We start from the raw sequence: 20,690 nt of genomic DNA on the forward strand, positions 1-20,690 counted from the left end.
GCGGGCGCCGGTGCAGACCCAACGATCCGCGGTTGCGGCGCATGGGTCAACCCGCCCTGGTCGTCCCATCCGCCTCATCCAGCAAACCCTGTCGCCGATGCCAGTCCTCCAGCGACTCTTCCGGGAACGCGTCGAAATGACGGTCGTGCCGGCCGTGCGGCACCTGCACCCAGTTGGCTTTCGAATCCAGCAGCATGTGCACCCGCTCGGGCGGCGATGGCAGCGGCGTGTCGATGGCCGAAGCATGCGGATGCACCAGTTCCGGCCATTGCGGGTCGAACAGCCACAACGCGCTGCCGCAGCCGGTGCAGAAATGTCGCTGGCCTGAACTGATGCGGCATTGATCGCCGTCGTCGATGCGCGCCTGGTAGACGCCCAGATGCTCCCGGCCCTCAACTTCCAGCGTGTCGGCGCGCGCGCCCAGGTTGACCGCGCTGCCGCTGCCGCCGGCGGTCTTGCGGCAGATCGAGCAGTAGCAATGCAGGAACGGTACCGGCGCGTAGGCTTCGCAGCGGAAACGCACCTGGCCGCAATGGCAGGAACCTTCGAGTTTCACGGTTGCTTCTCCCCGGGTCGCACATGGAAAGCCAGGCTCATGCGCGCCGGCATATCACCGCGGACTTCGGGATGCCATGGTGCGTTGCAGGTGGGACAGGCAACCCCAAGCGTCCTCAATGTGGCGGTCCCGACACATCCGCCGAGATCCGGTTGTCGATGCCGGCAACCTCGCGCATCGCCACCAGCGCGGCCATCAGATCGTCGATCTCCGCATCCGTTGCGTGGCCGCGCAACACCACATGGCCTCCGTCCACCTCGACGCTCACCTCTCCGGGATGCGCGACCATGCGCCCCAGCCGGGTGCGGATACGCCCGTAAAGCTGGCCATCGTCCACCGGCGAATGCGAGAGGCCGGCACGGGCACGCGCCATCATGCCCTGTGCGCGATCGATGGCGTGCCTGGACTTGGAGCGCACCAGGTGTTCCGCCTCGTGGCCGGCAGAGACCCCACGATCGCGTGCCAGCGCACGCCGCCGGCGGCCGGTCACCGGATCCAGGTAGTACATCAGCGCGACTCCGGCGGCGAATACGGCAGCGAATCGGGCAACGGTTCTCATGGGGCACTCCTGGGAAACATGTGCGGACCATGGTGCGGACCGGGCCGATAAGCGGACGCGAAGATGGCGGCAAAGCGGCGTTGGCATGCTCTTCCGGCCGGCTCCCCGCGAACAAGCTCTTCATCCCCCGACCACCACCATTACGCCCTGCGCGGCCACCCGTTTTGCGCGAAGCCATCATCCGAGGGTCCACTCCATGGCCAAGACATCCGGCAGCAGCAGGAAGGTCGTCCTTGCGGCCCTGTTCGGCAATGGCGCGATCGCCGTCACCAAGTTCATCGCCGCCGCGATCACCGGCAGCTCCGCAATGCTGAGCGAAGGCGTGCATTCGCTGGTCGACACCTGCAACGAGCTGTTGCTGCTGTACGGCCTCAAGCGCGCGTCGAAGCCCGCTGATCCGTCGCATCCATACGGCTACGGGCGCGAGCTGTACTTCTGGAGTTTCATCGTCGCGCTGCTGGTGTTCGCGCTGGGCGGCAGCGTTTCGATCTACCAGGGCATCCACCACCTGCAACATCCCGAGCCAATGGACCGGCCGCTGGTCAACTACGCGGTGTTCGGCGCCTCGCTGGTGTTCGAGGGCTACACATGGTGGGTGGCGGTGAAGGCGTTCCGGGCAACCAAGGGCGACCAGGGTTGGTTCGAGGCGTTCAAGTCCAGCAAGGACGCCAGCACCCTGACCGTGCTGCTGGAAGACAGCGCGGCGCTGATCGGATTGCTGCTCGGCGTGGCCGGCATCACCTTGGCACTGGTGCTGGACGATCCGAGTTTCGATGGCTACGCATCCATCGGCATCGGGCTGTTGCTCGTGGCCACCGCCACATTGCTCGCACGCGAAACCAAGGCATTGTTGCTCGGCGAATCGGCGCATCCCAAATTGCGCGCCGCGATCATGCAGATCGCCGACGACGACCCCGAAGTGCGTTGCGCCAATGGGGTGCTGACCACGCAGATGGGGCCCAACAGCGTCGTCGCCGCCTTGAGCATCGAGTTCGAGGACGCGCTTGCCACGCCGCAGGTCGAAAGTTGCATCAACCGACTGGAAACCACCGTGCGCGCCGAGCACCCGGAGGTGGTGGCCCTGTTCGTGAAGCCACAGACGCCTCAGGCATGGCAAGCGCACTACGACGCACTGGCCGCGGAGTCGTAGCGGTCCTCAGCGCTTTCGACGCGACCGCATCAGGCCAAACACCACCCCGATCACCAGCCCGACACCCGCGCCCAGCGCGATATTGTCGAACACCACCCCTACGCCGGCACCGAGCGCCAGCCCGATGGCGGCGCCGAATGCGAGCGCCTTGTTGTCGGTGGAACCAGTCATTGCCTTGCTCCGCAGTAGCCCTCGGGAAACAACGCAATTACCGGCGGGATTCGGGCAAAAAAACCCCCGGGGTTGCCGGGGGTTTCCAGGTCACTCGATTGTGGTGCGGCTTACCAGATCCGCACGCGATCGTCCGGCGCTATCCACAACGGATCGGCTTCGGTGACATCGAACGCGTCGTACCAGGCGTCGATGTTGCGCAGCGGGGCGAACGCGCGGATCTGACCCGGCGAGTGCGAATCACCGACCAGTTGCTGGCGCAGGGCGTCATCGCGGTACTGGGTGCGCCAGACCTGCGCCCAGCCCATGAACAGCCGCTGCTCGCCGCTGAAGCCGTCGATCACCGGCGCGTCCTTGCCATCGAGCGAGCGGCGGTAGGCCTCCAGCGCAATGGTCAGGCCGCCGAGGTCGCCGATGTTCTCGCCCATCGAGGCGCGACCGTTGATGTGCAGGCCCGGCAACGTCGGGAACTCGTAGGCCTCGTACTGGGCGCCGAGACGCTCGGCCTGGGCTTCGAACTGGGTGGCGTCTTCCGCTGTCCACCAGTCGCGCAGCAGGCCGTTGCCGTCGGACTTGCGGCCCTGGTCGTCGAAGCCGTGGATGATCTCGTGGCCGATCACCGCACCGATGCCGCCGTAGTTGACCGCCGGGTCGGCGTCGGGGTCGAAGAACGGCGGCTGCAGGATGGCGGCCGGGAACACGATCTCGTTCTTGACCGACGAGTAGTAGGCGTTGACGGTCTGCGGGGTCATGCCCCACTCCGCCTCGTCGACCGGCTTGCCGATGCGGACGCGGTCGTGCTCCCACTCGAAGGCGGCGGAGCGCTCGGCATTGCCGAACACGTCGCCGCTCTTGACGGTCAACGCGGTGTAGTCGCGCCAGCTGTCGGGGTGGCCGATCTTCAGACCGAAGTTGGCGAGCTTCTTCGCCGCCTCGGCCTTGGTCGCCGGGCTCATCCACTCCAGTTGCTCCAGCCGCGCGCCCATCGCCGCCTTCACGTTGGCGACCAGGTCGTCCATCTTGGCCTTGGCGTCGGCCGGGAAATACAGCTCGACATAGTCACGGCCAATCGCCTCGCCCATCGCCGACTCGGCGAAGGCGACGGCGCGTTTCCAGCGCTCGCGCTGCTCGGGCTGGCCGGACATGAACTTGCTGCGGAACCCGAACTCGGCGTCGACGAATTCCTTCGACAGCAGCGGCGCGGCGTTGTCGGTGGTCTGGAACGCCTGCCAGGCCTTGAGCGTGGCCAGGTCGGTGTCGGCGAAGACTTTTGCGATCTTCGGGAACGCGCTGTCCTGGCGGATCACCGCGCGGTCGGCGTAGTCGACGCCAGCGGCCTTGAAGAACGTCGCCCACGGGAAGCCTGGCGCGGCGGCGTCGATATCGGCCAGCATCACCGGGTTGTAGGTCTTGTCGCGGTTGCGGCTCTCGGCGCGGGTCCAGTGGGCCTCGGCGATCTTCGTCTCCATCGCCATGATGGCTTCGGCGTTGGCCTGCGGTGCATCCCAGCCGGCGAGTTCGAGCATCTGCGCGATGTACTCGACGTATCGCTCGCGCTGCGGGGCGAACTTTTCGTCGAGGTACATCTGGCGGTCGCCCAGCCCGAGGCCGGACTGGCTCAGGTACAGCGCGTAAGTGTCGGGGCTCTTCTGGTCGTCGGAGACGTAGACGCCGAAGAAGCTGCCGCCGAAACCGGCGTTGCGCTGGCCCATCAACGCGGCGATCGCGTCCTTGTCGGAGGCGGCGCGGATCGCGTCCAGGTGCGGCTGCAGCGGCACGGCGCCGAGCGCCTCGATCGCCGCCTGGTCCAGGAAGCCGTGGTACAGCGCGGCGACCTTGGCCGCGTCGCCACCGCTGGCCGGGTCGCCCTGCGGGTAGCCCTCGACGAGCTGGCGCACGCGCGATTCCGACAGGTTGCGCAAGGCGTAGAACGCGCCCCAACTGGAGCGGTCGGCCGGGATCTCGGTGTTTTCCGCCCAGGTACCGCTGACGTAGCCAAAGAAGTCCGCGCCCGGATCGACGCTGGTGTCCATGCCGTCGGTGTCGACACCCCAGGTGCCGAAACGGGTGGCTGCGGTGGTGCTGCCGCCACCGGCGTCGTCGGTGGCGCCGTCGAGCAACGAGACGGTGCTGCAGGCGTTGTCGACGCAGCGGTCGTGGGCGTGGGCGGCCGGCGCGGCAGCCAGTCCGAGGGCGACGACGGTCGCCAGGCTGAGCAGGGTCTTGTTCAAGGTGGTTCCCCCGGGGAACGGTGCGTGGATTGATTCGACCCTCTGTTTTACCCCGTCCAGGGCCGCGGTGGCAGTGTCCAAAGTTGGCCGTTCGACGTGCGGCACGGGGACTGCCGCGTCGCCATCGTGCCGAAAGCGCCGCCCCGGTAGCATGGCCACCAACAGGAGGCGCGCATGCACGGTGAGTACAAGGTTCCGGGAGGAAAGCTGGTGGTGGTCGATCTGGAGGTGGTCGGCGGCCGGCTGGCGGTGGTCCAGGTGAGCGGCGATTTCTTCCTCGAACCGGACAGTGCGCTGGACACCATCAACGCCGCCCTGCTCGGCCTGCCTGCCGACCGCGACGAGCGCCACTTTGCCGAGGCGGTGGAAAATGCGCTCGGCCCGGAGGTCAGCCTCTACGGCATCACCCCGGAAGGTGTCGCGATCGCGGTGCGCCGGGCATTGGATTCCGCCTCGACGGAGCACGCGCCATGACCCGCAGCAGCTGGGCCGACCACGACTGGCAGGTCATCCACACCGCGCCGCAACCGCCCGCGCTGCACATGGCGCTGGACGACGTGCTGACCGACGAGGTCTCCTCCGGCCGGCGTCCGCCGACCCTGCGCATCTGGGAATGGGCCAGCCCGGCGGTGGTGATCGGCCGCTTCCAGTCGCTGCGCAACGAGGTCGACGCCGGGGCCGCCGCGCGCCACGGCATCGAAGTAGTCCGGCGCATCAGCGGCGGCGGCGCGATGTTCATCGAGCCCGGCAACACCATCACCTACTCGATTTTCGCACCACTCTCGATGGTCGAAGGCATGAGCTTCGAGCAGGCCTACACCTTCATGGACGAATGGGTGCTGGCCGCGCTCGCCGAACTCGGCATCGATGCCTGGTACCAGCCGCTCAACGACATCACCTCCGCCGCCGGCAAGATCGCCGGTGCCGCCCAGGCGCGCCGCGGCAAGGCGGTGCTGCACCACGTCACCATGGCCTACGACATCGACGCCTCCAAGATGCTCGACGTGCTGCGCATCGGCCGCGAGAAGCTGTCCGACAAGGGCACCACCAGTGCCAACAAGCGCGTCGACCCGCTGCGCAGCCAGACCGGCCTGCCGCGCGAGGCGGTGATCGAGCGGATGCTGCAGGTGTTCACGCAACGCCACGGCGGCACCCGCGATGCATTGCGCCCGGCGGAACTGGAACGCGCCGAGGCGCTCGCCGCCGGCAAGTTCACGACGCCGGCGTGGACCGGGCTGGTGCCCTGAACGCCTTTCGCAGCTAGGCGGACGCGAAGGCCGCGACAAGCAGACCATTCAGCCCGCCGCAGGCCAGGCCGATCACCGCACCGACGATCAACTCGGACACGCCGTGCCGGCGCAGCACGAGCCGCGACCACGCCACCACCCCCGTGGCCAACAGCAATGCGGCGAACGCCCACGGATGCGGCCAGACAAGGCAGGTCGCGAAAGCGGCAAACGCCACGTGCAGCGAGCTTTTCAGCCGACCGCGCAACAGATGGGCGATCAGTACGATCAACCCCGACAGCGCAATCGCGATGACGATGCCGGGATGTGCCCCGGTTGCCGCAAGCAGCGCCGCCAGCGCCAGCAACACCCACGACGCGAACCGGTTGAGCTGGGACCGCTCGTGCCCTTGCGAAGCGTCGATGTGCGACCAGCGGCCGGACCGCGCCTGCCACGCGCTGTAAAGCATCACCACCACGGCGGCCGCCACCGCGACCGCCGGCGCTTGCCACACCACATCGCCGCCCCGCTGGGTGGCCCCTGCGGCGATGGCCGCCGCAGCCGACATCACCACGGCGGGATGGATCAGCACCGAGGCGAAGCGAGCGGCGTGTTGCTTCACCTCTTGTTCTTCTCGTCCCAGGCCATCGGCTCCCACAGCTCGACCTTGTTGCCGTCCGGGTCCATGACCCACGCAAACTTGCCGTTCTCGTGCGACTGCGGGCCATCGACCACCGCGATGCCGGCGGCCTGCAACTGCGCGAGCAACCCGTCGAGGTCGTCGACCCGGTAATTGATCATGAAGGCCGACTCGCTCGGCGCGAACCACGTGCTGTCGTGCTCGGCCAGGTTCCACACGGTCAGGCCGCCGTCGCTGGCGGTGTCTTCGGGCCACTTGAGCACCGCCCCACCCCAGCTCTCCAGCGGGATGCCCAAGTGCTGCTCGTACCACGCGGCCAGCGCCTTGCTGTCGCCCTTGCACCTGAGGAACACGCCGCCGATGCCGGTCACTTTTGCCATGGTTTGCTCCTGATTCGTCGTGGATACACTACGCCACCCGATCCGCCGCCATCGCCTCCACCGACGCATCGATGAGTTGGCGCAGCACCGACGCGTCCACGTCGGACAGGCGCTTCACGTACAGGCAGGCCTTGCCTGTCTTGTGCTTGCCAAGCCTTGCCAGCAATGCCTCGCGCCCGTCGAACCCCGGCATCAGGTACAGCGTCAGGTCGTTCTTGCGCGGCGAGAACCCGACGATCGGCCAGTCGCCGCTGCGCCCACTGGCGTACTGGTAGCGATAACGCGCGAAGCCGACGATGCTGCCGCCCCACATCACCGGGGCCTCGCCGGTCGCGGCCTGCATCATCGCGGCGACCGCCTGGCAATCAGCACGGCGCGCCGCGTCGGGCACCTGGGCGAGGAAGTCCTCGACGGACGCGGAAGTGGCTTGGGTCTTGTTTTCAGCCATGGGCGACTCGGTGCGGGTCGAAAAGTGAGGGGGTCAGAACACGCGTCCGGCTACTGGTGCATCAGGATATTGACCAGCTTGCCGAAGGGATCGCGGACATAGAACCGCCGCACACCCCAAGGCTCCTCGACCGGACCATATTCGATCGGGATACCAGCGACCTCCACCCGGCGCAATGCCTCCGCCAGGTCGTCCACTTCGATCGACAGATCCGGCACCGGCGTGTCGGAGCCGCCCTGGCTGGCGACACCCACCTGCACCGTCATCCGTGCCGACGAGGCATACGTGCGTAGCCAGCCGTGGTCCATGACCAGGTCAAGGCCCAGGAGGTCGCGGTAGAACGCATCGGCCCTGGCGACATCGGTGGTGGTGATGTTGGCGACGATTCGCTGGACTTGCATGGTGCTCTCCTGACCTTTTACGGTGCCTGCTTTCCGATCAGGTCCGCCATCCGGGTTTGCCAACCTGGACCGGTAGCCTTCCATGCGGCGAGGACGGACTCCGGCAGGCGGATCGTGACCTGCCGTCGTGGATTGGTTGCCACCGGCCGGCCGGCCCGCTTGATGGTGCCCCGCTTCAACATGGCATCCGTCAACTCGGGGAGTTCCGTGTAATCGTCGGCCTTTGGCCTGTATGCATCCACCCGCTTGAGATCAGATTTCAAGGTACGGGCCGATGCGGGCTTGCTCGCGTTCATTGGCTTTTCTCATGCTGAAGATGTGGTGGACTGCGCCGCGTGGCGTGTAGCGAAAAGGACGAAGGGATGTGGCTCATGACTTTCCTTGTCATTGATGCACCCGGCCCAGTGCCGGGCGCGAAAGTGCTCCGCCGCGTCCGTGTGGCGTGTTCCGGTGCCGTGGGACGGCCGGAGCGTGGGGGATCGTGTCAGATGGCTTTGCCGCGTGCCTTGGCGACATCGAACCAGGTCGCCTGATCTGCAACTCAGCAGCGGATCCGCCCCGCGTCCAGCGCCGGTTGGTTGCCCCGGTGCATCTGCACCCTCACTGACTCTCCGTCGAGTGATTCTTTCAACAGCGCCTCGGCTTGCACGCAGATGCGACCCCGCGCCTCGCCGGTAGTGGCATCGCCCAGCCGGACGATCACCACCGGGCCGTTGCGGGTGCGGGTCGCGCCGACCACCCGAACTGCCGCAACCTGACGTCGGTTTTCCGCGGCGGCCTGTGCCTGAGTGCTCGCCACTCGCTGGCGGCGGGCCTCGCTTTCGGATTGCTTCAACTCCTGCCCGAGTTGCTCGGCCATCACCTGCAAGCCGTAGGCGGTGATGCGGGCACTGACCCAGTACGAGTACCAGGGATACGCGAGGGCGACAGTCAGGAATATCGCAATCCCGATCACGAACCGTGACTGCGCGCGGTCCTCCGCCGACTCCTCGGCCGGCCGATTGCTGCGCGAGCCGAACCGGATGTTGTCCCAGTCACGCCCGCCTGGCGGTGGTTGGCTTTCCATTACCTCTCCTTTCAACTGAACCAGGTGGCGGTAAGGAAGCGCCCTATGCCGGTGTTGGCGGCCGTGTCGGTGCCCGGTGCGGAGTCTGCGTCTGCCACGTTCGGGCCCCCTGCCCTGCGGTTGCGTGGCGCAGTCCGCAGGATACGTCAGGAGGTCGCGTGCAACACGGCCCGGCGTTTGCCGGGCCGTGCGCCGTCAACAGGTCGGGTCGCAACTACATGATGCAGCCCGGGTAGTACTTCGACCGCAGGGTGACCTCGCCCCAGCCCGGATCGCCGCAGCCCCACATCCGCACGCCCACCACGTTGCCTGCGTCGTCGTAATACACCACCGAGGCCGACGGGATCGCACTGACCCCTGCGCTGGTGCTCATCGCCATCCCGCTCAGAACCAGGAAGCATCCCAAGGCCAACCACCGCGCGCAGCGCATCGACTGCTTCATCGATTGTTCTCCATGAATGGCGTCACCCGGTCGACCTGCTGGCCGACAACGAGGCGACGCTTGTGATCCCCTGCGCGGCCGAGCGTCCGATGCAGCTGCTTACCCGCCCGTCGTCGGATCGTTACGCGTGCGTTTGATCCGGGCGGGCGTCACAGTTACTGCCGTTGAATTGCACGCCGTTCCACTGGCACAACCCTGTGTTGTGGCGGCTCGCCATTTTGTTCTCGCTGGCGCAGGAGACAATGCGAACTGTTCTCAACAACGCAGTTCCAAGGAGCTTTCATGCCGAGCGCCCAAGCCACCATCACCGCCGAGGTCCTCGGCCCCGCCAAATTGATGAGCCGCCTGGCCAAGCACTGGGCGCACAAGTTCGAGGTCGAGCTGGGTGAGGCGCAGGCCGTCATCCCCTTCCCGGCCGGACGTTGCGTGCTGCGCGTTGACCGCCCGCTGTTGCAGGCGACGGTCGAGGCCGACGACCCCGAGGTGCTGGCCAAGCTGGAAAACGTCGTCGCCGATCACCTCGTCCGGATGGCGAAGGAACCACTGGAGATCAGCTGGCAGCATTGATTGCGCGGTAAAGACGATAGTGCACCGCAAATGCGGCGTGCCCTCCGAGGCGGAGCTAAACTCCGCGATGTCCAGTTCCGGACAAGGAGAAAGCATGGCAAGGACGCGGGTGGTGTTGGGCGATGCCAGTCACACACATGGCCACTGATTTCCCAACACACCAGAAATGGCGCATCGCGTCGCTCATCCTGGGCGCGATGTCCGTCCTCATCCCGGCCAGCTTCTTCGCATATATGCGTGCTGAATTCCTGCAGCCTGACCCATCACGGGGTGCCGAGTTCTGCGGGATGCCCCTGCTTGGCGCACTGCTCCTCTCGCTGGTGGTTTGCTTTGTGTTGTCGATGATCGCGGTGGTGATCGGGGCCGTGAGTTATTCGCGATTGGCGTCGCCGCGTTCGCTATCGCGACGACTGGAACTGTTCGCCATAGGACTGCCTGCTTTGGTGATGCTCGCCATCGCACTCGCCGCCGCTATCTTCGAATAAGTGCCAGGGACGCAACTGCGCAACCCATGTCAATCCGCACTCGCGACGATAGTCCCGCGGCAAACAGGAGGACTCACGCGATGCAACAATCCCGTACTCGGCTTGGCCATGCGGCACGACTCGAACGGGTGGTGGCGCACATGGCCGGGCGGCTCGACCAGCCACCGACGTTGGAGCAACTGGCGGCGGTCGGGCATTTCTCGCCCTGGCATTTCCACCGTGTCTATCGCGGGCTGATGGGCGAGACGGTCGCGGAGACGCTGCGACGCATGCGCCTGCACCGCGCCGCGTCGGAGTTGCTGCACGGCACGGCCACGCTGGCAACGATCGCGCGGCGCTGCGGGTATTCGGCCACGGCGCCGTTCAACCGCGCATTCGTGCTGGCGCATGGCATGCCTCCGGGTGAGTACCGCCGCCGCGGCGGGCTGGGCGCGTCTGCCCCGCCTGTCCCCAACCCACGGCAGCAAGAGGACAGACACATGGACACCCACGCATACCAGGTCACCATCGAGACCCGCCCCGACATCGACGTCGCCGCCATGGCGCACCACGGCGATTACGAGCAGATCGGCACCACTTTCGACAAACTCGGCGCCTGGGCTGCCGGGCATGGCATCGCGGAAACGCGCTCGTTCGGCGTGTACCACGACGACCCGGACACCACCGACGAGGCGGACCGGCGCTCGGATGCCTGCATCCAGATCGGGCCGGACGTGGCGCTGGAAGGCGCGGTGCGGCATGCGCGCATCCCCGGCGGCCGCTACGCCGTGCTGGTCCACACCGGGCCCTATGCCGAACTGCCCAACCCGTACCGCTGGCTGTTCGGCGAGTGGCTGCCGGGCAGCGGTGAGGAGGCCGGCGACGGCCCGATGGTGGAGGAGTACCTCAATGACTGGCGCCGGCTGCCGCCGTCGGAGTGGCGCACGGCGGTGTGCCTGCCGCTGCGATAGGTGCGGTAAAAACGCGGCCGGCGTAACTGAAGCAACCGTCAGTGCTCCGGCCGCGGTCCCGGCCCGCCGGTGCCGCGCAGGGGTGGCGGCGCGTCGGGGTCCGAAGGGTTGCCTGGCGTCGGGTCAACGATGGGCTTTTCGGGTTGTCCGGGCTGGCCCGGCGTGGGGTCGATGATCGGCTTCCCGGGGCGACCGGGCACGGGGTCCACGGGGCGGTCCGGAGTGGGATCGACGGGACGGTCGGGTGGCGGATCGCGGACGGGGTTGGGAACCTGGCCGGGGATGTCGCGCGGGTCATGCACCGGGGGGACGGATGGGGTCATGGGATCCTCCGTGGCTTTGGCGCAGGCGCCAATGCAATGAGCGGAGGGTCATCTTCCCTCCGCCCCTGTAGGAGCGACGTGAGTCGCGATCGCCTCGCCACCCGGGATCGCCGTGCGATCGCGACTCACGTCGCTCCTACAGGTCGCTCCTACAGGAAGACCTCGCCACCGCGCCGCAGTAGCTGCCCCGAACGCCCGACCGGCTCGCCGGCCTCGTAAGCCGGCTGGCCGTTCACCACCACCAGGTCGAAGCCTTCGGCGTGGGCGGTCGGGTTCACGTAGTCGGCACGCGCCCGCACGCTCGCCGGGTCGAACAGCACCAGGTCGGCCTTCGCGCCGGGGCGGATCGTGCCGCGGTCGTCCAGGCCGAGGATCGAGGCCGGCAGGCTGGTCGCCTTGCGTACCGCCTCCTCCACTGAAACCCGCGGATCGTTGACCACGAACTCTTCGATCCACTTGGCGAACGTGCCGGCCGATCGCGGGTGGCTGCCGCCCGGCGACCCGTCGGAGGCGACCGCCACGCGTGGGTCGAGCAGCAGCCGATCCTGCAGCACTCGGTCCATCACGAAATGCGCGGCCTTTCCGCCGTCGGGGCCGATCTCCATCAGCAACTCGGCGAACGGCAGGTCGCGTTGCCCCGCCACCTGCGCCAGCGTCCGGCCGGCATGGGGTCCGGTACCGAACAGCAGCGCGCCGGGACCGCCGCGCTTTTCCATCCGTTGCTGCAGGTAGGCGCGCAGTTCGTCGCGGCGTGATTGCAGAACGCCGGGGTAGTCGGTCGGCGGCAACGCCCACTCGGGGAACAGGATCGACACGCCGGTGTAACTGGCTTCGTAGGGATAGGCGTCGGCGGTCAGTGGCTGGCCTGGCCCGCGCAACGTCTGCAGGAAGGCCAGCAACTTTTCCGCCGCGACTTCGCCATTGCCGTAGACCATCTTCAAGTGCGAGACGTGGGCGCGTGCCGGGCCGCTGGCCGCGACCAGTTCGCGGATGGAATCGCGCACGTCGCCAGCATCCTCCGAGCGCATATGGCTCATCGCCACGCCCTCGAAGCGCGCGATCACCGAGCCGAGGCTGGCGAGTTCGCGCGGCTCGGCATAGCGCCCCGGCACGTACTCCAGTCCGCTCGACATGCCGAATGCGCCGGCGCGCAGGTCGTGTTCGAGGATCGACTGCATCCGCGCCAGTTGTGCATCCGATGGCCGGCGCATGCCGTCGTCGATGCCGGCGCGGCGGCGCAACGCGCCGTGGCCGGACAGCGTGGCGACGTTGATGTCCGGGGTGGCGCGACCCACGGCATCCATCCATGACGACAGGCTGTCGGGCTTGCGATGCGTGTCCGGCAGCGCCGGGCTGCCGCCATCCTGGCCCAGCACCACCGTGGTCACGCCCATCGCGAGGAACGGCGTGAACGCCTCCTCGAGCGGATTGCCGTGCGTGTGCAGGTCGATGAAACCCGGCGCCAGCACGCGGCCGCCACCGTCGATGATGCGCAGTCCGCGTGCCTCGCCGTCGGACACGGCACCGGTGTGTTCAATGCGATCGCCGCGGACGAGCACATCGGTGCGCCGTCCCGGCTTGCCGCTGCCGTCGACCAGCAACACGTCGCGCAGCAGCAGGCCTGTGTTCGCTACCGACGCCGGCCGTGCATGGAGCATCTTCGGTGCCAGCGCACACGCGGTTCCCGCCGCCATCGCACCGAGCACCTCGCGCCTGGACCAGCCCGGTTCCCGCATCGTCGTTGCCTCCCTCGGAATGCCTGTCGGCCACGTTAGCCGACCGCTGCGGACGGGTCACCGTGACGCAGTGTCCAAAGTCGGTCATCGGACCGGACGTGCATCGTTCAGCAGTCCTGGTACTTCCAGTGCCGGACCTTGCCTTCCGCCAGCCACTCGACCGACTGGGCGACGCGACGGACGCGGGTCTCGTCGCGCTTGGCCCCGGTGATCCAGTCGGCGTAGTCGCGGCGTTTGCCGGGGGTAAAAGCGTCCCAGGTGGCCCGGGCGGCCTTGTTGCCGGCCATCGCCCTGGCGAGGTCGTCCGGCACTTCCGGCGGCGGTTTGGGCTTGCTGGCGGTGCGAGCGGTGGTGCCGGCGTCGATCAACGCCATCGCGGCGCGGATGTGGGCTGTGGTCTCGCGCTTGCCGGGCAGGTCCTTCAATGCGGCGATGCGGCCGTACTGGCCCATGCCGTCCTGCGCCGCGCTGTCCGCGTCGACCACCTGCTTGCCGTGCCACAGGTTGAAGGCAGCGTGCTGCTTGAAGCCGGCCATGATGCCGAGCAGCTTGCCGTTGTAGGTGAACGCCGGCGCGCCCCACTTGATCGCTTCCTCGGCCGTCGGGCAGGCGGCGTGCACGCGGCGTCGCAGTTCTTCGAGGATGGGTTTTGCGAAGTCCGCCTGGCGTGCGATGTAGGCGTCGATGCGCGGGTCGGTCGTGGGCATGGCTCCTCCGGGCAGTCAGGTCGGCGACGCGTGGCGGGATGCAGCGGCGCGTGGGTGCGAGGTTAACCCCGCGCGGGGCGTAGCATGGACCCCGCCGCTCCGCGGCGCCTGCCCCCACCAATCAGGAGCGTTGCCATGAAACACCTCAAGCTTGCCGTGCTCGGCGCCATCTGCGCCGCGGCATTCGCCAACCCCGCCTTCGCCGAACTCAAGCCGGGCGACAAGGCGCCGGCGTTCACCGCGCCGGCCTACCTGGCGGGCGAGGCGTTCACCTTCGAGCTGGCCGATGCGCTGGAGAAGGGGCCGGTGGTGGTCTATTTCTTCCCGGCGGCCAACACGCCGGGTTGCAACGTGGAGGCGGCGCTGTTTTCGCAGGCGGTCGACAAGTTCAAGGCGCACGGCGCGTCGGTGATCGGCGTCACCGCCGGCAATGTCGACCAGTTGGCCGAGTTCTCCAGCAACACCGAAACCTGCGGCGGCAAGTTCCCGGTCGCGGCCGACACCGGTGCGAAGATCGCCGCCGAGTACGACGCGGTGCTGGACAAAAAGCCCGGGTGGGCGGACCGGACCTCTTATGTGGTGGCGCCCGATGGCACGATCGCCGCGGCCTACTCGGACCTCAACCCCAACCGCCACGTGCGCGAGATGCTGGCCGCCGTCGAGGCGCTGGAGAAATAGCGGCGTCGCTCGTCCGCGGCATCGCGTCTAGCCGCGGAACGTCTGCAGGTGGACGCTGGTCTCGCTGTTGCTGATGCCGGGGATCTTGCGGATGCGTTCGAGCACTTTCGACAGCTCGGCCAGGTCGCCGACGCGCAGTTCTGCGACGAGGTCCCAGCGGCCGTTGGTGTCGTGCAACTCGGCCACGCCCGGCTCGCCGAGCAGTGCGCGGATAACCGAATGCTGGTTGCCCTTGACCGCAAGGCTGGTCCAGGCGCGGATCTCGTCCGGCGTTGCATCGGGCCGCAGCCGCACGGTGTAGCCGACGATCACGCCGTCGCGTTCGAGCCTGGCCATGCGGTTGGTGATGGTGCCGCGCGACACGCCCAGCGCCTGCGCGAGGCTCGCGACCGGGGCGCGGGCGTCGTGCCGGAGTTTGGCGATCAGGCGGTGGTCGAGGTCGTCCATTTGCGCATTCCGTCAGCCATGCCTGTCAATTTGCCACGAATCTGGTGAAAACGCCGCATTCCTGCCGTTTCGCCCTGACGCGCTGATCCGGAAAATGGAATCCATGCCGACGCCGCCCGCGTCGCCCCATTGGAAGGAGTCCACATGACCACTCTGCTGACCACCCACGATGTCGCCAAGATCGTCGCCACCCACGGCCTGCCGCAGATGTTCTCGCGCCTGGTGGATTACCTGGAGGCCGACTTCGGCCGCTGGAACGATTTCGACAAGACCGCTCGCACCGCCGCGCATTCCGACGTTGGCGTGATCGAGTTGATGCCGGTCGCCGACGACAGGGAATTCAGCTTCAAGTTCGTCAACGGCCATCCGGAAAACTACAAGCACGGGTTGTCGACGGTGATGGCGTTCGGCGCGCTGGCCGATGTCGAGACGGGCATGCCGACCGTGCTCAGCGAGCTGACCATGACCACCGCGATCCGCACCGCCGCGACCTCGATCATGGCCGCGAAGAAGCTCGCGCGGAAGGACTCGAAGGTGATGGCGCTGATCGGCAACGGCGCGCAGAGCGAGTTCCAGGCGCTGGCCTTCCACCACATGCTCGGCATCGAGGAGGTGCGCCTGTTCGACGTCGACCCGGCCGCCACTGACAAGCTCGCCGCCAACCTCGCCAGCGCCGCGCCGAAGCTGCGCGTGGTCCGCGCCGCCGACACCCGCGAGGCCGTGCGCGGCGCCGACATCGTCACCACCGTCACCGCCGACAAGAAGAACGCGACCATCCTCAGCGCCGACATGATCGAGCCGGGCATGCACATCAACGCCGTCGGCGGCGACTGCCCGGGCAAGACCGAGTTGGACCCGGCGATCCTGACCGCCGCGAACACGAAGACCTTTGTGGAGTTCGAGCCGCAGAGCCGGATCGAGGGCGAGCTGCAGCACATGGCCGCGGACTTCAAGGTCACCGAGTTCTGGCTCGTCGTTGCGGGTGAGGCCGAGGGTCGCACTTCCGACAACGAAGTCACGATCTTCGACTCGGTCGGCTTCGCGCTGGAGGACTACTCGGCGCTGCGGCTGGTGCGTGACCTGGCCAACGAACTCAAGCTGGGCAGCAAGACCGACCTGGTGCCGGTGATGGCCGACCCGAAGGACCTGTTCGGCGAGTTGATGGGGACGAAGGCGCGGCAGCAGGCGGCGTAAGCGCCCCGACCGACGTGATGCAGGAACGCCCGCCGCGGGATTTCGGCGGGCGTTCTTGTTTGGAGAGCGTGGGGTGGCGGAGATCTGATCGCGGCTGAAGCCGCTCCTACGACGCGGGAAGTCCAGTCGGACAGCAGCCCGGGCTACGGGTTCTTGCGGGCGAGCTTTTCGTGCTGTCCGGGGATCAGCATCAGCGCGGCGGAGCTGTACCAGGGGTGGTATTCGGCGACCATTTCGCCGCTGACGATCACCGGGTCGGTCGCGGTCAGGGCGCGGGCCTCCTCGACGCTGTCCACCGCGAACACGAACAGGCCGCGCCAGCCGTCCGGGTCCTTCGAGAACGGCCCGGCCACGACCAGCTTGCCGGACTCGCTCAACCGTTCCATGTTGGCGAAGTGGCCGGCGAACATCGCCTTGCGCGCCTCGGCGTCGGTCACCGGGGTCGGGCCGGTCTTCAGCACCACCAGCACGTAGCTGCGCATGCCGTAGTCGTCGGCGCCGGTGTGTTCGGCCAGCGCGGCGTCGTAGGCAGCGGGTGGCGCCTGCTCGGCTGTTTGGTCGGCCCGGGCGTGCGAAACGGGGGACAGCGCCAGGACGGCGCAGAGTGAAATCGCGGTGTGGAGCTTCATGGCAGGTCCCCGTGGGCGGATGACGGGAGCATAGACCCGATACGGCGTCCCGACCGACAAGTGGCCGACCCATGGCCGACCCGACGCGCATACTGCGTTGCGCTACAGGTTCCATCCGGCTTTTCGACCCAGAGGAGAAACCGATGATCCGCACGCTCGCAGTCGCACTGGCGCTCGGCGCCGCCCTCCCCGTCCTCGCCCAGGACGCCCCGCCGGAGATGTCGCCCGAAGAGGCGGCGATGATGCAGGCCTACCAGCAGGCCGGCACGCCCGGTCCGCAGCACGCCGAAATGGCGAAGACCGCCGGCACCTACGACTTGGCGATCAAGAGCTGGATGGACCCGAACGCGCCGCCGACCAGCGAAACCGGCACCGCCACCCGTTCGATGATCCTTGGCGACCGGGTGATGACCGAGAAGGTCGAGGCGACGATGCACGGCCAGCCGTTCACCGGCCACGGCATGACCGGCTACGACAACGTCACCGGCAAGTACTGGTCGACCTGGAACGACAGCATGTCGACCGGGCTGATGGTCAGCGAGGGCACATGCGACGACGCCGGCGCGTGCACCTTCACCGGAAGCTGGAACGACCCGGTCAGCAAGCAGGAGGTAAGTGCGCGCATGACCACGAAGTGGACCAGCCCGACGGTCGAGGTGTTCGAGATGTACGGGCCGGGACCGGACGGCAAGGAATACAAGATGATGGAGATGACCTACACCCGGCGGTAAGGCATCGAAGCGCTTGAACGACCCGGCCCGCGCGCAGTGATGCGTCGCGGGCCGGATCGTCTCCGGGGGCCGGGCTACGCGGTCGCCAGCAACGCCGCGTCCTTTTCGGCCGCGCGCTGGAACGCCGGGCGCGCCTGCGTCCTTTCGATGTACTGCCCGATGACATCACTCCTGGGCACCAGCCCGAACTGCGTGGTCCAGTTCAGCGCGGCTCCCCACAGCACGTCGGCGGCGCTGAAACGCTCGCCGAGCACCCACGGGCCCTTGGCGATCTGCGCTTCGAGCGCGGCCAGCATGCTGTCGAAATCGCGGTACGGTGAAATCATCGGCTCCGCCGCGTCGCGCTTCATCGAACGGTCGACCACGGCCGGTTCGAAACACGATGCGTAATAGACCATCCAGCGCAGGTACTCGCCACGCGCGGGGTCACCGATCGCCGGTGCCAGGCCCGCCTCGGGGAAACGGTCGGCCAGGTGCAGGTAGACCGCGACCTGCTCGGTCACCACGGTGTCGCCGTCGACCAGCGTCGGCAGCTTGCCGAGCGGGTTGAGTGCGAGGAACTCCGGGCGGCGCTGCTCGCCAGCCTGCAGGTTGACCAGCTCGATCCGGTAGTCGACGCCGAGTTCCTCCAGCATCACGCGGGCGCCGGCGGAGCGCGAGTGCGGATGGTGGTAGAGGGTGAGCGCGGGGGTGTTGGCCATGGGTGATGCTCCTTGCGTTGGACAGGTTGGAAGTCGATGGGTCCAGCCTAGCCACCTTTGCGGTCAACTGTTGTCCTCGATAGTCTCGGCGCTTCCAACCCGGAATCGCGTCGTGCTCTCAACCTCCGCCCGCCTCCTTCGCCTTGCGGCTCTGCTGCAGGCCCGTCGCCACTGGCCCGGTGGGGAACTCGCCGAGCGGCTGGAGATCGACGCCCGCACCCTGCGCCGGGATATCGACCGCCTGCGCACGCTCGGCTACCCGGTGCAGGCTTCATCGGGTCGCGGTGGTGGATATTCGCTGGGAAGCGGCGCGACGCTGCCACCGCTCGTGCTCGACGACACCGAGGCGGTCACGCTCGCGGTGGCTTTGCGTGCCGCCACCGCCACGGTCGCCGGCATCGAGGCCCCGGCACAGGAGCTGCTGGCCAAGCTCGACCAGTGGCTGCCGGCACGGCTGCGTCGTCGCGCCACCGCGCTGCACAGCGTTACCCTGTCGCTGGGAACCCCGACGGTGTTGGCCGATGCCGCGGTGCTCACCACCATTGCCGCCGCCTGCCGCGATACCCGCCGGTTGCACTTCCACTACCGCAACCACGCCGGTGACGAGAGCGTCCGCAGCGTCGAGCCCGGTCGCTTGATCAACTACGGCCGTCGCTGGTACCTGGTCGGCTGGGACACCGACCGCAGCGACTGGCGCACCTACCGTGCGGACCGCATCCAGGCGCCGGTAGGAACCGGTGATGCGTTCGCCCCGCGCGAGGCGGGTTTCGACTTCCTCGAACACGTCCGCCGCGCGATCTCCTGGTCACCCTACGAACACCGCATCACCGTGCGGCTGCAGGGTCGTGCCGACGAACTGGCCGAAGCGGTGCCCGCGTGGTGCGGCGTGATCGTCGCGGAAACCGATGGGAGTGCCCTGCTCCACGTCGGCGCCGACTCGGGGGATGCGTTGCTGGCGACACTGTGCATGCTGGGCCGACCATTCGAGATCGTCGAGGGCGAAGCCGAACTTGCAACGCTGCGGGCGGCCCATGCGCGGATGGCGGAGGCGCTCGGCGTTGGCATCGGGTCGCCATGTCAACAGCCAACCCTGGTGGAAGTACAGTCACCTCTATCATCGGGAAGCGCGTAGCGAAGCGCCAGCAACACCCGACCTGAAAATCAGCGAGTACGGAAATGCCATTCAACCCGATCCTGCCTTGTCCACGCCCCCGGGCCGCCCGAATGCGGCAAGCCTTTTCGTTGGCACTGCTGCTCCTGTTGCCCATCGCTGCAACGGCCAGCGGTGCGCCGGGCGTCGGCATCGCGGCTGTCGAGGCAACCGATCCCGTCGGCGGGACCCCGATGCCCGGCTTTGTGTTCTATCCCGCCACCGCGGCGACATCGGCGACCACGGATGTCGGCCCTTATGAGGTCGCTGCGAAATTTGGCGTTCCGGCGCAGACCGGGACACACCCGCTGGTGGTGGTGTCCCACGGGCACGGCGGCTCAAGCCTGGGACACCACGACCTGGCGACTTCCCTCGCCGCCCATGGCTTTCTCGTTGCGACGCTGGAACACCCACGCGACAACCATCGCGACGCCAGCGGCAACGGCACGCCGGAGGTGATGGCGGGCCGCCCGCTGCAGGTATCGGCATTGATCGACGCGCTGCTGGCCGACCCTCGGTGGAAGGCACTGATCGATGCCGAACGCATTGGCGCCGCGGGTTTCTCGGCCGGCGGCTATACCAGCCTGCTGCTCGCAGGCGCAATGCCGCGGTTCGGGCGTTTCACCGGTTACTGCGAACGACAGCCTGAAGATCGCGAGGTCTGCGGACTGTTGCGGCAACTCGGCGGCGAAGCGCCCGGTGTGCTGGACGAACTGCAGCAGGACTTTGGCCGCTGGGGCGACACGGGGGACGACCGGGTGCGCGCGGCGTTCGTCATGGCACCACAGTCCATCGTCTTCGATGCCGAAGGCCTGGCGCCGATCGATGTTCCAGTGTTCCTGTACTACGGCGGACACGACCGGGTGCTGCTACCGCAGGAAAACGCCGCACGCATCGCCCCATTGATCCCGACGCTGGCGGCAACCCGGACCATCCCGGAGGCCGATCACTGGGTCTTTCTTGCCCCGTGCTCGGTCGAACTGGCCGAGGCGGCCGGTGACATCTGTCGCGATCCACCGGGCGTTGACCGCGCGCAAGTGCATCGCCAGGTCAACGCTGACGCCCTGCAGTTCTTCCGCGACACCCTGGGTGGCGAGGTACCCGCCAGCCGTTGACGCATTC

General features: G+C 67.6%; 28 protein-coding genes. 11 read left to right on the top strand and 17 right to left on the bottom strand.

Annotated features, from left to right (window positions below; genetic code table 11):
- Positions 1-46: 46 nt before the first annotated feature.
- Positions 47-556, bottom strand: coding sequence for a GFA family protein (locus tag ACT9F5_RS03160; RefSeq protein ID WP_445118474.1), 510 nt, complete (start codon positions 554-556; stop codon positions 47-49).
- 115 nt (positions 557-671) lie between these two features.
- A complete protein-coding gene (locus ACT9F5_RS03165; RefSeq protein WP_445118475.1) occupies positions 672-1,115 on the bottom strand; it encodes a BON domain-containing protein in 444 nt (147 codons plus the stop codon).
- 85 nt (positions 1,116-1,200) lie between these two features.
- Between ACT9F5_RS03165 and ACT9F5_RS03170 the strand changes: the two genes are divergently transcribed.
- Positions 1,201-2,265 (top strand): cation diffusion facilitator family transporter, encoded by a 1,065-nt coding sequence (locus tag ACT9F5_RS03170; RefSeq protein WP_445118476.1) that lies wholly within the window; start codon positions 1,201-1,203, stop codon positions 2,263-2,265.
- A gap of 6 nt (positions 2,266-2,271) precedes the next feature.
- On the opposite strand, the gene ACT9F5_RS03175 is transcribed toward ACT9F5_RS03170, so the two are convergent.
- Both ACT9F5_RS03175 and ACT9F5_RS03180 read right to left on the bottom strand, forming a co-directional pair.
- A complete protein-coding gene (locus ACT9F5_RS03175) occupies positions 2,272-2,436 on the bottom strand; it encodes a hypothetical protein (protein ID WP_445118477.1) in 165 nt (54 codons plus the stop codon).
- Positions 2,437-2,546: 110 nt separating this feature from the next.
- A complete protein-coding gene (locus ACT9F5_RS03180) occupies positions 2,547-4,667 on the bottom strand; it encodes a M13-type metalloendopeptidase (protein WP_445118478.1) in 2,121 nt (706 codons plus the stop codon).
- Between the two features lie 174 nt (positions 4,668-4,841).
- Between ACT9F5_RS03180 and ACT9F5_RS03185 the strand changes: the two genes are divergently transcribed.
- A complete protein-coding gene (locus ACT9F5_RS03185; protein ID WP_445118479.1) occupies positions 4,842-5,141 on the top strand; it encodes a biotin--protein ligase in 300 nt (99 codons plus the stop codon).
- Positions 5,138-5,914 (top strand): lipoyl protein ligase domain-containing protein, encoded by a 777-nt coding sequence (locus ACT9F5_RS03190; protein WP_445118480.1) that lies wholly within the window; start codon positions 5,138-5,140, stop codon positions 5,912-5,914. The genes ACT9F5_RS03185 and ACT9F5_RS03190 overlap by 4 nt, the downstream gene beginning before the upstream one ends.
- A 13-nt stretch (positions 5,915-5,927) precedes the next feature.
- On the opposite strand, the gene ACT9F5_RS03195 is transcribed toward ACT9F5_RS03190, so the two are convergent.
- From ACT9F5_RS03195 to ACT9F5_RS03225, 7 genes are all read right to left on the bottom strand, one after another.
- Entirely contained in the window at positions 5,928-6,515 is a 588-nt protein-coding gene (locus ACT9F5_RS03195; RefSeq protein WP_445118481.1) for a phosphoesterase, read from the bottom strand.
- Positions 6,512-6,913, bottom strand: coding sequence for a VOC family protein (locus ACT9F5_RS03200; protein WP_445118482.1), 402 nt, complete (start codon positions 6,911-6,913; stop codon positions 6,512-6,514). The genes ACT9F5_RS03195 and ACT9F5_RS03200 overlap by 4 nt, the downstream gene beginning before the upstream one ends.
- A gap of 28 nt (positions 6,914-6,941) precedes the next feature.
- The gene (locus tag ACT9F5_RS03205; RefSeq protein ID WP_445118483.1) at positions 6,942-7,361 is read right to left on the bottom strand and encodes a DUF1801 domain-containing protein; all 420 of its coding nucleotides are present in this window, start codon (positions 7,359-7,361) and stop codon (positions 6,942-6,944) included.
- A 50-nt stretch (positions 7,362-7,411) separates the two neighbouring features.
- Positions 7,412-7,762: a VOC family protein gene (locus tag ACT9F5_RS03210; protein ID WP_445118484.1), complete on the bottom strand. Its 351-nt coding sequence runs from the start codon at positions 7,760-7,762 to the stop codon at positions 7,412-7,414.
- Positions 7,763-7,779: 17 nt separating this feature from the next.
- Positions 7,780-8,058, bottom strand: a complete 279-nt coding sequence (locus tag ACT9F5_RS03215; RefSeq protein WP_445118485.1) for a BrnA antitoxin family protein — start codon at positions 8,056-8,058, stop codon at positions 7,780-7,782.
- A 245-nt stretch (positions 8,059-8,303) separates the two neighbouring features.
- Complete coding sequence (locus tag ACT9F5_RS03220) at positions 8,304-8,828, bottom strand: hypothetical protein (RefSeq protein ID WP_445118486.1); 525 nt, start codon at positions 8,826-8,828, stop codon at positions 8,304-8,306.
- 214 nt (positions 8,829-9,042) lie between these two features.
- Entirely contained in the window at positions 9,043-9,201 is a 159-nt protein-coding gene (locus ACT9F5_RS03225) for a DUF6289 family protein (protein ID WP_445118487.1), read from the bottom strand.
- A gap of 351 nt (positions 9,202-9,552) precedes the next feature.
- Here ACT9F5_RS03225 and ACT9F5_RS03230 point away from each other — a divergent pair, with 351 nt between their 5' ends.
- From ACT9F5_RS03230 to ACT9F5_RS03240, 3 genes are all read left to right on the top strand, one after another.
- A complete protein-coding gene (locus tag ACT9F5_RS03230; RefSeq protein ID WP_445118488.1) occupies positions 9,553-9,837 on the top strand; it encodes a DUF2218 domain-containing protein in 285 nt (94 codons plus the stop codon).
- Positions 9,838-9,974: 137 nt separating this feature from the next.
- Complete coding sequence (locus tag ACT9F5_RS03235; RefSeq protein ID WP_445118489.1) at positions 9,975-10,322, top strand: hypothetical protein; 348 nt, start codon at positions 9,975-9,977, stop codon at positions 10,320-10,322.
- Positions 10,323-10,402: 80 nt separating this feature from the next.
- Positions 10,403-11,272, top strand: coding sequence for a GyrI-like domain-containing protein (locus tag ACT9F5_RS03240; protein WP_445118490.1), 870 nt, complete (start codon positions 10,403-10,405; stop codon positions 11,270-11,272).
- A gap of 38 nt (positions 11,273-11,310) precedes the next feature.
- Here the strand turns inward: ACT9F5_RS03240 and ACT9F5_RS03245 are convergent, their stop codons facing one another.
- The 3 genes from ACT9F5_RS03245 to ACT9F5_RS03255 form a co-directional block, all read right to left on the bottom strand.
- Positions 11,311-11,595 carry a hypothetical protein gene (locus tag ACT9F5_RS03245; protein ID WP_445118491.1) on the bottom strand — a complete coding sequence of 95 codons (285 nt, stop codon included), beginning with the start codon at positions 11,593-11,595 and terminating at the stop codon, positions 11,311-11,313.
- A gap of 149 nt (positions 11,596-11,744) precedes the next feature.
- Positions 11,745-13,331, bottom strand: a complete 1,587-nt coding sequence (locus ACT9F5_RS03250) for an amidohydrolase family protein (protein ID WP_445118492.1) — start codon at positions 13,329-13,331, stop codon at positions 11,745-11,747.
- Between the two features lie 107 nt (positions 13,332-13,438).
- Positions 13,439-14,038 (bottom strand): YdeI/OmpD-associated family protein, encoded by a 600-nt coding sequence (locus ACT9F5_RS03255; protein ID WP_445118493.1) that lies wholly within the window; start codon positions 14,036-14,038, stop codon positions 13,439-13,441.
- Positions 14,039-14,173: 135 nt separating this feature from the next.
- Here ACT9F5_RS03255 and ACT9F5_RS03260 point away from each other — a divergent pair, with 135 nt between their 5' ends.
- On the top strand, positions 14,174-14,716 hold the full coding sequence (locus tag ACT9F5_RS03260; protein WP_445118494.1) for a redoxin domain-containing protein: 543 nt from the start codon (positions 14,174-14,176) through the stop codon (positions 14,714-14,716).
- Between the two features lie 27 nt (positions 14,717-14,743).
- Here the strand turns inward: ACT9F5_RS03260 and ACT9F5_RS03265 are convergent, their stop codons facing one another.
- Entirely contained in the window at positions 14,744-15,163 is a 420-nt protein-coding gene (locus ACT9F5_RS03265; protein WP_445118495.1) for an Lrp/AsnC ligand binding domain-containing protein, read from the bottom strand.
- A gap of 144 nt (positions 15,164-15,307) precedes the next feature.
- Here ACT9F5_RS03265 and ACT9F5_RS03270 point away from each other — a divergent pair, with 144 nt between their 5' ends.
- Positions 15,308-16,357, top strand: coding sequence for an ornithine cyclodeaminase (locus tag ACT9F5_RS03270; RefSeq protein WP_445118496.1), 1,050 nt, complete (start codon positions 15,308-15,310; stop codon positions 16,355-16,357).
- A 143-nt stretch (positions 16,358-16,500) separates the two neighbouring features.
- Here ACT9F5_RS03270 and ACT9F5_RS03275 read toward each other — a convergent pair whose 3' ends face one another.
- Entirely contained in the window at positions 16,501-16,986 is a 486-nt protein-coding gene (locus ACT9F5_RS03275) for a YciI family protein (RefSeq protein WP_445118497.1), read from the bottom strand.
- A gap of 143 nt (positions 16,987-17,129) precedes the next feature.
- Here ACT9F5_RS03275 and ACT9F5_RS03280 point away from each other — a divergent pair, with 143 nt between their 5' ends.
- The gene (locus ACT9F5_RS03280) at positions 17,130-17,717 is read left to right on the top strand and encodes a DUF1579 family protein (RefSeq protein ID WP_445118498.1); all 588 of its coding nucleotides are present in this window, start codon (positions 17,130-17,132) and stop codon (positions 17,715-17,717) included.
- Positions 17,718-17,791: 74 nt separating this feature from the next.
- Here the strand turns inward: ACT9F5_RS03280 and ACT9F5_RS03285 are convergent, their stop codons facing one another.
- Positions 17,792-18,418, bottom strand: coding sequence for a glutathione S-transferase N-terminal domain-containing protein (locus ACT9F5_RS03285; RefSeq protein WP_445118499.1), 627 nt, complete (start codon positions 18,416-18,418; stop codon positions 17,792-17,794).
- A gap of 112 nt (positions 18,419-18,530) precedes the next feature.
- Here ACT9F5_RS03285 and ACT9F5_RS03290 point away from each other — a divergent pair, with 112 nt between their 5' ends.
- Complete coding sequence (locus ACT9F5_RS03290; RefSeq protein WP_445118500.1) at positions 18,531-19,550, top strand: WYL domain-containing protein; 1,020 nt, start codon at positions 18,531-18,533, stop codon at positions 19,548-19,550.
- A gap of 110 nt (positions 19,551-19,660) precedes the next feature.
- Positions 19,661-20,683, top strand: coding sequence for an alpha/beta hydrolase (locus tag ACT9F5_RS03295; protein WP_445118501.1), 1,023 nt, complete (start codon positions 19,661-19,663; stop codon positions 20,681-20,683).
- Positions 20,684-20,690: the final 7 nt, after the last annotated feature.

The sequence above is a fragment of the Lysobacter sp. F6437 genome (assembly GCF_052547215.1).